Consider the following 10,481-nt stretch of genomic DNA (forward strand, 5'->3'; position numbering starts at 1 on the left):
CGCCGCAAAGAAAGTAGGCAAAGAAAGCGGCTTCGCACCGCTAGCTCATAAGCGGGTCCCCCGGCTTGGAGGGGGTAGTGGTACATCTGGAATCCGTGCTCTCGCACATTCCGCTCCGGTGACACAGCCGTCATACTTCCCGCCTCGCGCTCCGCGCTCGCCGGAATGGTCTGCCTGAAACCAGTGGCTTCGTTTGGGTGTTTTGGGGGGCCGTCGGCTTCGCCTCGGCGATGCGCTTCGTTGTGGGACGTCCCGGCGGCGGCGCCGGCCGAGATATGACCGACGGGCCGATAACGAGGCCTCGACTCATGGCGCCAGGTGAATTGATACCGAGCCGCGCACAGAAATCGCAACGGCACCCCGAACGACCGCCACGGCGCGCGCAGCGCCGCCGGAAGAATGACTGCTGTGTCACGAACGCGGAGTGTGCGAGAGCACCGATTCCAGATGCGCCACTACGGCAACTGTGCGAGGGACCCGCTTAAGAATTAGCGGTTTGAGCCGCTTTCTCTTGCTTACTTCTCTTTGCGGCCGGCAAAGAGAAGTAAGTGCCGCCCCGCACAGGGGCAACACCAATAGACCACCATGACTTCAAGGAAAGGCCAACCCCCAAAAGAGCACACCAAAAAATGCGCCACGCGAACAACCCACCCACTAAGCAGCAACTCGCCCCTTAACAATACTCAAAGCAGTATCTTCAATCATATCCTCCTGCCCCCCCACAAGCCGCTGCCTCCCAAGCTCAACAAGAATATCCCTGGCGGCCACGCCATACTTAGCTTCCGCCCGTTTAGCAAACAACAGAAACGACGAATACACACCCGCATACCCAAGCGTCAACGCATCCCGATCGATCCGAATCGGCGCATCCATAATCGGCAGAACGAGATCCTCAGCCACATCGGAAATCCCAAACACATCGACACCAGTCCGAATCCCCATCCGCTCACAAACAGCAACAAACACTTCCATCGGCGTATTGCCGGCACCAGCCCCAAGACCAGCCGCGGCAGCATCGATCCGATTCGCCCCAGCGGCAACGGCCGCAATCGAATTCGCCACGCCCATCGCCAGATTGTGATGCCCATGAAAACCAAGCTCGGTCTCCGGCTTCAAGGCAGCACGCACCTGGCTGATCCGCGCGGTCACATCGTCAGGCAACATATAACCGGCGGAGTCGGTGACATAAATACAATTCGCGCCATACGATTCCATCAGCTTCGCCTGCTCGACGAGCTGCTCAGGCGGCGCCATATGCGCCATCATCAGAAAGCCGACCGTGTCCATCTCGAGCTTGCGCGCAAGACCAATGTGCTGCTCGGACACGTCCGCTTCAGTGCAGTGCGTCGCCACGCGTATCGTCTGCACACCCAGACCGTGCGCCATGCGCAGATGATCCACCGTGCCGATGCCGGGCAGCAGCAGCGCCGACACCTTCGCCTGCTTCAGTTCGGCCATCACGGCGCTCAGATACGCCTCGTCGGTATGCGCCGGAAAACCATAGTTGACCGACGCGCCTCCAAGACCATCACCATGCGTGACTTCGATCAGCGGCACGCCGGCGGCGTCGAGGCCGCGCGCGATGGTGCGCATCTGGTCCAGCGAAATCTGGTGGCGCTTGGGGTGCATGCCGTCGCGCAACGTCATGTCGTGCACGGTGATGCGGGTTCCTTCTAGAGACATGGCCGGTTCCTTATGCAGTAACGGTCGATGCTGCGAGCATCTGTTGGGCGAAGACTTCAGCGGTGCGCGCGGCGGCCGCGGTCATGATGTCGAGATTGCCAGCGTATTTCGGCAAATAGTCGCCGAGACCTTCGACTTCCATGAACACGGAGACACGCCGGCCATCGAATACCGGGCCGTTTTTTAGCGTATAGCCGGGCACGTATTGCCGTACTTCATCGACCATCGCATGCACGGACGCCGTGATCGCGTCGATGTCGGGATCGCTCTCGGTCAGGCAATGAATGGTGTCGCGCATGATGAGCGGCGGCTCCGCCGGGTTGATCACGATGATCGCCTTGCCCACGGCCGCGCCGCCGATCTGTTCGATCGCGAGCGAGGTGGTGCGCGTGAATTCGTCGATGTTCCTGCGTGTGCCGGGGCCGACCGAACGCGACGAGACGGTCGCGACAATCTCGCCGTACGCCACGCGCTGCACGCGCGACACGGCATAGACCATCGGAATGGTGGCCTGGCCGCCGCATGTGACCATGTTCACGTTCATGACCTGCTGGTCGTTCTGCGCAGCAAGGTTGACCGGCGGCACGCAGAAGGGGCCGATCGCCGCGGGCGTGAGGTCGATCACGCGCACGCCGCGCGCGGTCAGCTTGTCGGAGTGTTCGCGGTGCACGTAGGCGGAGGTGGCGTCGAAGGCAATGCGGATGTCGTCGGCGGCCAGGTGCGGCAGCAGGCCGTCGATGCCTTCGGCGGTCGTTTTCAGGCCCAGTTCGCGGGCGCGCGCGAGACCTTCGGAGGCGGCGTCGACACCGACCATCCAGACTGGTTCGAGCACCGCGCTGCGACGTAGTTTGTAGAGCAGATCAGTACCGATGTTGCCGGGCCCGATCAATGCACATTTGATCTTGCTCATTCAATGCATCCTTAAGTGAGAGACGGTCAACCCATCAGACGAAACGCACCGAGCAGGCGCCGATGCCTTCTATATGCATCTCCAGGGCGTCGCCAGCAGTGACGGGAATCAGCGCCGCCAGCGAACCCGACAGCACGAGCTCGCCGGCGAGCAGGGGTACGCCGAGTTCGCCGAGCGTATTGGCGAGCCACGCGACGGCGTCGGCGGGATGGCCGAGCGCGGCGGCGCCGACACCTTCGGCGACGCGCTCGCCGTTCTTGTCGAGTGTCATGCGGCAGGCGGCCAGATCGAGCGCGTGCGGCGGCACGCGCTCGTCGCCGAGTACGTACACGCCGCACGACGCGTTGTCGGCGACCGTATCGCCGATGCGGATCGCCCAGTCGCGAATGCGCGAATCGACAATTTCGAAGCACGCGCCCACGGATCCGGTGGCGGCGAGCACGTCTTCGCGCGTCACGCCCGGACCGCGCAAATCGTGTTTCAGATAGAACGCGATCTCGCCTTCCGCGCGCGGCTGGATCAATGTGTCGGTCAGAATCGCTTCGCCGGCGGCATTGTGCATGCCGGAAAGCAGCACGCCGAAGTCCGGCTGACGCACGTCGAGCATGTCCTGCACGACCTGGCTCGTCACGCCGATCTTCTTGCCGACGACGGTTTCGCCGGCCGCGATTCGGCGCGCGATGAAGTGTTGTTGCACACGGTAGGCGTCGGCGAGCGGCAAGCCCTCCGCGCGCGCGGAGAACGGCGCGATCGGCGTGCGGTCGAGCCATGCGCGGTAGAGCGTGTCGCCGAGTTCGGCGTGAAATGTCGAGGTCATGGCATGGACATAATGGAAAGTTGCGAGCGGAGCCGCGCGAACGCGGCGCGGCTCCTGCATGCGAAGAAAGTGCCAGCGGCTTCAGTTGCCCGCGCCGCGAATCGCGTCGGGCGAGAAGTACGCTTCGGTCAGTTGCGATCCACGCGTGAGCACCGGCATGGGTTCCTGATTCACCAGACGGTCGGCGTAGTAGGCGCCCGAGATCAGGTCGTGATAGAACACGGCGGTCGAATAGAACGATTTCGCGTCGAACGCATACAAGGTCGGCGCGAAATTCGTGCGCCACAGTGTGCCGCGCGCGTCGTAGTTGTCGGCGGCCACGGCGTTCCACGTGTCTTCGTCGAGATACAGCACACGTTTTGCGTATTGATGGCGATAGCCGGACTTGAGCGTCGCCTGCAACACCCACACGCGGTGCAGTTCGAAGCGCATGTACTGCGTATTCTCGTGACCCTTGGTGAGCAGATCGGTGTACTTGATCGACGGGTCCATCAGCTTGTAGTTGTCGTACGGAACATAGACCTCGCGTTTGCCGATGATCTTCCAGTCGTAACGTTCGCCCGAACCGTTGAAGAGGCGATCGTCGTCGACGGTACGGAAACCGCCAGGTCCTTCGGGCTGGTCGAAACCGAATTCCGGCGCCTGCCGAACGCGCCGCGTGCCGGGGTTATACGACCAGGTGCGGCGCGTGTCCGAGCCTTCCTGGTCCCACATCTCGAAGCCGGTGATGATCGTGCCGCGATCGGAGAGCGGCAGCATGGTGGTCTGGCGGAAGAAGCTCTTGGCGTTCAGCGCGCTCTTCGGATCGAAGCGGTCCGCGCTGCGTGGGCCGTAAATCGCGTATTGCACCTTGCCCCATGCGATGTTGCCGTCCGGATAGACGACGGCCTGATCGTAGGTCGCGGTTTCGCCTTCAATGGCCGAGGCGAAGCGCAGATTCCACATTGCCTCCACACCATTCTTCGGCACCGGGAACGGCGTGACCGGCGGGAAATCCTTCAGGCCGTTCTGGTCCTTTGTCATCGTCGTGGTCGGCGCGTACAGGCGGATGTCCTTGTACACGGCATCGCCGTAACTGAAATCGCGGTGGCTCGGATAGACCGGAATCCTGAACGTGTCCGGATACTTCTTGAGCAGCGCTTTTTCGCCGTCGGTCAGGCGCGTTTCGTATTGCTGCATGTTTTGCGCGGTGATCACGAAGAGCGGCTTCTCGCTCGCATACGGATCGGGAAAGCGCTGGCTCTGCTTGTAGTCGACGCCGGGCGGCGTGCCGAACCACTTGCCGCTCCATGTGGGGATCGTGCCGTCGGCGTTGCCCGCGCGCTCGGCGCCCATCGGCGTGAGCGGGCCCTCGAGCTTGGCGATATCTTCCGGGCCGGTTTTGGCAAACGCTGCGGCAGCGAGCGCGACGCCTGCCGCGAACACGCAGACGCGCAGTGCGGGTTTGAAAATTCGACTCATGACCAAATCCTCTTGCAGTAAAAAGACGGCTGATTCAAAGGGTGATGCGTGTCGCAAGGTGCCGCGGCTTCACCGTCCGGGTCATCGCGGCGCGCAGCGTCAGAACGAATAGGTCGCGGTCGCGAGCACATAGTCGCGATCGGCGAGCGGACGGTTGGTCGGGTCGGGACGGCCGAGGAACTTCGCGTACACCAGCGCGAGTTTCAGGTTGCTCAGACGTGTGAAGTTCACGCCAACCGTCACGCGGTGATCGCCCACGCCAGTCATGGAACCGAGTGCGCCGGCCAGCGCGGATTTGCCGGTGAAGTCGTCGGCGTAAGTGATCGGCACGTCCACGTCCCAGCCGCTGAAGACGTTCTTGTAGCTGAGTGTCCAGGCCACCTCGAACGCTGCGGAATTGCGCGTATTGGCAAGCGTCGAGGAGCCGAGCAGCGGCGTGATGTTGCCGGCGTGCACGTACGACACTTCACCCACCAGCGTTTGCGAAGCGGCGAGGAAAGTCGGGCCGATCGAATAAATCGCGGAAAGATTCGATTGCCAGATGTCGCCACGAGTCGACTGCGCGCCGGCGGGAGTATTCACGAGCACGGCGGCGCCTTGCCGGTACGAGGTTTCGCCCGCGACGTTCACACCGTTCAGATCGGTCGAGAAGCTCAGCCCGCTGAGCTTGATGTTGTCGAAGTACTTCTGCTGATAAGCGAGCGTCGGGAAGTAGGTGGTCACGACACTGGGATTCATGTCGTTGTAGTGCAGGTAGTAGGCGCCGATCTCGGTGTCGCCGAACACGCGCCAGCGCGCGCCAAGACCCCATTGCCCACTGTTGCCCGGACGAATGTCGTCGCCGCGCGGAATATGTATGCCGCCCGGTCCGATGATGAATTCGGCGCCGGGGCCGACCACGTCGGAATAGCTCATATAGCTGCCGGGCGCGCTCAGTTGATTCGGCTGGAAGGAGAACTGGTAATAGCCGAGCAAACTGAAATTCGGCGCGATCTGCCATTGCGTCGAGATCTGCGGAACCGGCAGTAGAATGTCCTTCACTTCCGCGCCCGCGACGAACGACTTGGTGGCGTCGGCGGGGCCCTGCGCGCCCGCGATGTTCGGGAAGAACACGCTCTCGCCCCACGCCACGACCTGATCGCCGACCTTCACGTTCAAGCTCGTGCCGCCCAGCTTGAATGTGTTGTACACGTAGGCCGCGAGCAGTTGCGTGCGGCCGCCCGCCCAGTAATTCGCCTGTTCGGTGAAGTTGTTGTAGACGCCGCCGTGGTTCACCGTGCCGGGTGCGTCGTTGTAGTTCGGATGTTGATAGGCCTGATCGTAGAACGTGTCGGCACGCACGAAAACGCCCCAGTCGTCGTGCTTCAGGTTCACTTCGCCTAGGAGGCTCACCTGGTTCTGGATCAGCTTGTTTTTGGCGAAGTTGCGGTCGCCGTCGTCGCCGTTGATGTTCTCGGGCGTCAGCAGATTGCCGCTCGGCGCGCGCGTGCGCATGCCCAGGCCATAGCCGAGCGTGAACGTGTAATCGAGCGTGGTGTCCGCACCGAGATTGAGCGTGTCGCCCGCGTAGGCGGGTGCGATCGTGAGCGTCGCCGCTGCCAGCATCGCGAGTTTGCATGCCGTGCACAGCGCGCGCATCGCCGGTGCGCGCCCTCGTGTTCCGTTGATCTGCATCCTGTCTCCTCTGTGGTCACATCTGAAATTTGTTGTGCTCAGAGGTTAGGCGGCGCGTGCGGCGCGAGAATCGTCAAAACGGACTAGTCGATTGTCCTGGGGACGTGCGCACTACTCGCGCGCAGGTGCGTCGGCGTTCGCGGCAAACGCCTGATGCAAACCGGTGGCGGCGAGAAAGGCCGGCACCTCGCCGCCGCCTTCGAGTATCAGGTTGCTGCCCGATGCATACGCCGCGTGCGGCGACGCGAGAAAGAGGCACGCTGAGGCGATGTCGGCAGGCTGGGCGAGACGGCCCGCGGGAATCGTGCCTTCGATGCTGGCGAGCGAGGTTGCTTGCGTGTCGTTGTTGGCTGGACCGGTGTGGCCGCTGGTGGCGGCTTCGGTCTCCACGAGACTCGGACTTACCGCGCACACGCGCACTTTCGGCGCCCATTCGACCGCCAGCGAGCGCACCGCGTTGAGCAGGCCCGCTTTGGCCGCGCCGTAAGCGGCCGTGCCGGGCGAGGCCCGCAAGCCGCTCACGCTGCCGATGAACAGCAGCACGCCGCCGTCGCACTGGCGTTGCATCAGCGCGTTGGCGCGTTGCGCGAGTTGCAGCGGCGCGAGCAGGTTCAGGCGGATCACTGCTTCGGTAAAGCGCGGCGAAGCTTCGGCGGCGAGCGCGAACGGTGCGCCGCCTGCGTTGTTGATCACGATATCCAGCCGGCCGGTTTCGCGCTCGATCCGCGCGAGCAGGGCGTCGATTGCGTCGATGTCGCGCACGTCCGCTGCGATGAAGCGCGGTGCCGGCCTTGGCGCGCTTGTGGGCGGCGTGCGTCCGCACACATACACCGTCGCGCCCGCTTCGGCGAATGCTTGCGCGATGCCCGCGCCAATCCCTTTGGTGCCGCCTGTCACCAGTACTACCTTGCCGCTGAAATCGAATCCCGTCATTGCCGCTGTCTCCATCGGTTCGTGTGGGCCCGATGGTAGGAGAAATGCGGTGCCGCCTCGTAGTCTGAAAAGACGATGCCGGCCCGCGTATTCGCGCCGATGATGATTGCGCTGGCGACCCTCACATCCCCGAGTCGACAGCTTTGCATGGGACCGGAGTAAGCGCTAAAGCGCTAACTCCGATCGACAGCTTTGCATGGGATCGGAGTAAGCGCTAAAGCGCTAACTCCGATCGACACAGGAGACAAGCGCGTATGACCGCAACGCCCACCGAATTTCAGGAAGCCGCGCCGCACACGCGGGCACCTTTGCAGCCGCCCACCGGCGTTTTCACCGAAGTGCCCGGCGGCCTCACGCTGCATCACTTCGAAGCCGGCAGCGGCGCGCCCGTCGTGTTCATTCACGGCAGCGGGCCTGGCGCAAGCGGTTTCAGCAATTTCAAGCACAACTACCCGCAATTCGCCGCCGCCGGCCAACGGGCGATCGTGGTCGATCTGCCGGGTTACGGCGCGTCGTCGAAGCCCGCGGACGTGCAATACACGCTCGATTTCTTCGTCAGCGCATTGCGCGCGCAGCTCACCGCGAACGGCATCGGGCGGGCGACGCTGCTCGGCAATTCGCTCGGCGGCGCGATCGCGCTGCAGTACGCGCTCGACTATCCCGACGACGTCGACAGCCTGATCATGATGGCGCCCGGCGGCGTCGAAGAGCGCGAAACCTACTTCAGAATGGACGGCATCCAGAAGATGGTGTCGCTCTTCACGAACCGGCAAATGAACCGGTTGACCATGCGGCAGCTGCTCGAAATGCTGGTGTTCGATCGCAGCCTCGTCACCGATGCGCTGGTCGACGAACGCCTGCGCGTGTGCGAGCAGCAGCCGCCCGAAGTGCTGTCGACGATGCGCGTGCCGAACCTCACCGCGCGCCTCGCCGAGCTGAAGTGCCCGGTGCTCGGCTTCTGGGGCAGCGACGACCGCTTCAATCCGGCGAGCGGCGCCATGCGCTTCCTCGAGCATTGCGCCGACGCCCGCTTTGTGCTGATGAACCGCTGCGGCCATTGGGTGATGGTCGAGCACCGGCGGTATTTCAATCGCGAATGTCTGGAATTTCTCGCGGAGCGGCGCGGCGCTTGAGGCATCCTTCAGGTTGCGACGCAAGGCAACGCGGCGCGGACCATCCAACTACAACATGACGGAGACGGTATGACATTCCCCCATCAGCTATTCGACATGAGCGGCAAAGTGACCGCGATCACGGGCGGCGCGCGCGGCATCGGCGCGCAGACGGCACGCACGCTGGCGGCGGCCGGCTCGGCGGTCGCCGTGCTCGACGTGCTCACGCAAGCCGGCGAACAACTCGTCGCCGAGATCAACGAGGCGGGCGGCAAGGCAGCGTTCTGGAAGATGGACGTCACGCAGGAGGACAGCGTGCAAAGCGTGTTCGGTGAAATCGCCGCGCGCTTCGGTCGCCTCGACGCGCTGGTGAACAATGCGGGCATCGAAGGCGCCAATCTGCCGACGCACGAAATGACGCTGCAGCAGTGGCAGACCGTCATCGACGTGAACGTGACCGGCGTGTTCCTCTGCACCAAGTACGCGATCCCGCACATACTGGCCGCGGGCGGCGGCTCGATCGTGAATCTGTCGTCGATGTACGGCCTCGTCGGCGGACCGGACGTGCCGGCGTATCACGCGTCGAAAGGCGCGGTGCGGTTGATGGCGAAAACCGAAGCGATGCTGTATGCCACGCAGAACATCCGCGCGAACTCGGTGCACCCTGGCTTCATTCGCACGCCGCTGCTCGAAGAAGCGTTCGCCAAGCTCGGCGACCCCGAGCAGATTTTCGCGCACATGAAAACGCTCGTGCCGCTCGCGAAGATCGGCGATCCGCAGGATATCGCCGCGGGCATCCTCTATCTGGTCTCGCCGGCCGGGCGCTACGTGACCGGCACCGAGCTGGTGATCGACGGCGGCTACACCGCACGCTAGGAGCACGGATGAACACCAGTGAGAACATGAAGGCGCGCTTGCTCGACTATATCGAGGCATTCAACGCGGCCGATGCCGCGCGCGTGGCGGCGCTGTTCGCCGACAACGCGAGCGTCGAGGATCCGGTCGGCACGCCGGTCAAGGAAGGCCGCGGCGAGATCGACGCGTTCTATGCGTACGCAACCTCGCTGGGCGCACGGCTCGAACTGATGGCGCCGCCGCGCGGCTCGCACGGCGACAGCGCGTCGATCAGCTTTCGCGTGCATATCACGTCGCAAGACGGACAGCCCGCGCATATCGACGTGACCGACGTGATGGATTTCGACGCCGCCGGCCAGATCGTGCGCATGCGCGCGTACTGGGGCGGCGACGACTATCACCTGTCGTCGCCGTCGGCCTGACGCGGACACGGCGACGCGATGGCGCTCTATGAGTTCAACGGCAAGCGGCCGCGCGTCGACCCGTCGGCGTATGTGCATCCCAGTGCGGTGCTGATCGGCGACGTGACGGTGGGCGCGTGCTGTTATATCGGGCCGCTCGCGAGCCTGCGCGGCGATTTCGGCGCGGTGGTGGTGGAGCGCGGCAGCAACGTGCAGGACGCCTGCGTGCTGCATACCGGCGTCGACAACACGTGCCGGCTCGGAGTCGACAGTCATGTCGGCCATGGCGCGATCGTTCATGGCGCCACGCTCGAGCCGAACACCATGGTCGGCATGCACGCCGTGGTGATGGACGGCGCCGTGCTCGGCGAGGCCAGCATCGTGGCCGCCTGCGCGTTCGTCAAGAAGGATTGGCGGGTGCCGCCACGTGTGCTGGTGGCGGGCGTGCCGGGGCGGGTGGTGCGTCTGCTGCGCGATGAGGAGATTCGCGCGAAGTCGTCGGGTACGCGGGTGTATCAGCGGCTTGCGGCGGATTGCCTGCGCACGATGCGCAGCGTGTGAGCCTGTGTGACTCGCACCGCAAGGCGGGGGACCGTGCCGGAGCGGAGCGCACCTGCCGCCTGTCCGACGCGGCA

10 protein-coding genes are annotated in these 10,481 nt (G+C 63.9%); 4 read left to right on the forward strand and 6 right to left on the reverse strand.

Translation table 11 applies throughout. From position 1 onward, the window contains the following. Positions 1-654: 654 nt before the first annotated feature. From dmpG to PQR42_RS45045, 6 genes are all read right to left on the reverse strand, one after another. Positions 655-1,683, reverse strand: coding sequence for a 4-hydroxy-2-oxovalerate aldolase (gene dmpG, locus PQR42_RS45020; RefSeq protein ID WP_408393665.1), 1,029 nt, complete (start codon positions 1,681-1,683; stop codon positions 655-657). A gap of 10 nt (positions 1,684-1,693) precedes the next feature. Next, a complete protein-coding gene (locus PQR42_RS45025) occupies positions 1,694-2,593 on the reverse strand; it encodes an acetaldehyde dehydrogenase (acetylating) (RefSeq protein WP_408212992.1) in 900 nt (299 codons plus the stop codon). A 34-nt stretch (positions 2,594-2,627) separates the two neighbouring features. Next, a complete protein-coding gene (gene dmpE, locus PQR42_RS45030; protein WP_408393663.1) occupies positions 2,628-3,410 on the reverse strand; it encodes a 2-oxopent-4-enoate hydratase in 783 nt (260 codons plus the stop codon). Positions 3,411-3,491: 81 nt separating this feature from the next. Next, positions 3,492-4,871, reverse strand: a complete 1,380-nt coding sequence (locus PQR42_RS45035; RefSeq protein WP_408393661.1) for a DUF1329 domain-containing protein — start codon at positions 4,869-4,871, stop codon at positions 3,492-3,494. 99 nt (positions 4,872-4,970) lie between these two features. Continuing rightward, a complete protein-coding gene (locus tag PQR42_RS45040) occupies positions 4,971-6,509 on the reverse strand; it encodes a DUF1302 domain-containing protein (RefSeq protein ID WP_408213121.1) in 1,539 nt (512 codons plus the stop codon). A gap of 147 nt (positions 6,510-6,656) precedes the next feature. Then, positions 6,657-7,478 carry an SDR family oxidoreductase gene (locus tag PQR42_RS45045; protein ID WP_408393659.1) on the reverse strand — a complete coding sequence of 274 codons (822 nt, stop codon included), beginning with the start codon at positions 7,476-7,478 and terminating at the stop codon, positions 6,657-6,659. 254 nt (positions 7,479-7,732) lie between these two features. Between PQR42_RS45045 and PQR42_RS45050 the strand changes: the two genes are divergently transcribed. The 4 genes from PQR42_RS45050 (at position 7,733) to PQR42_RS45065 (ending at position 10,407) form a co-directional block, all read left to right on the forward strand. Continuing rightward, positions 7,733-8,611, forward strand: coding sequence for an alpha/beta fold hydrolase (locus PQR42_RS45050; protein WP_408213004.1), 879 nt, complete (start codon positions 7,733-7,735; stop codon positions 8,609-8,611). Positions 8,612-8,680: 69 nt separating this feature from the next. Then, complete coding sequence (locus PQR42_RS45055; RefSeq protein WP_408393656.1) at positions 8,681-9,466, forward strand: SDR family NAD(P)-dependent oxidoreductase; 786 nt, start codon at positions 8,681-8,683, stop codon at positions 9,464-9,466. 8 nt (positions 9,467-9,474) lie between these two features. Continuing rightward, positions 9,475-9,867 (forward strand): nuclear transport factor 2 family protein, encoded by a 393-nt coding sequence (locus tag PQR42_RS45060; RefSeq protein ID WP_408213009.1) that lies wholly within the window; start codon positions 9,475-9,477, stop codon positions 9,865-9,867. A gap of 18 nt (positions 9,868-9,885) precedes the next feature. Continuing rightward, on the forward strand, positions 9,886-10,407 hold the full coding sequence (locus PQR42_RS45065) for an acyltransferase (RefSeq protein ID WP_408213012.1): 522 nt from the start codon (positions 9,886-9,888) through the stop codon (positions 10,405-10,407). Positions 10,408-10,481: the final 74 nt, after the last annotated feature.

It is taken from the genome of Paraburkholderia sediminicola, from assembly GCF_046027355.1.
GTDB classification, from domain to species: domain Bacteria; phylum Pseudomonadota; class Gammaproteobacteria; order Burkholderiales; family Burkholderiaceae; genus Paraburkholderia; species Paraburkholderia sediminicola_B.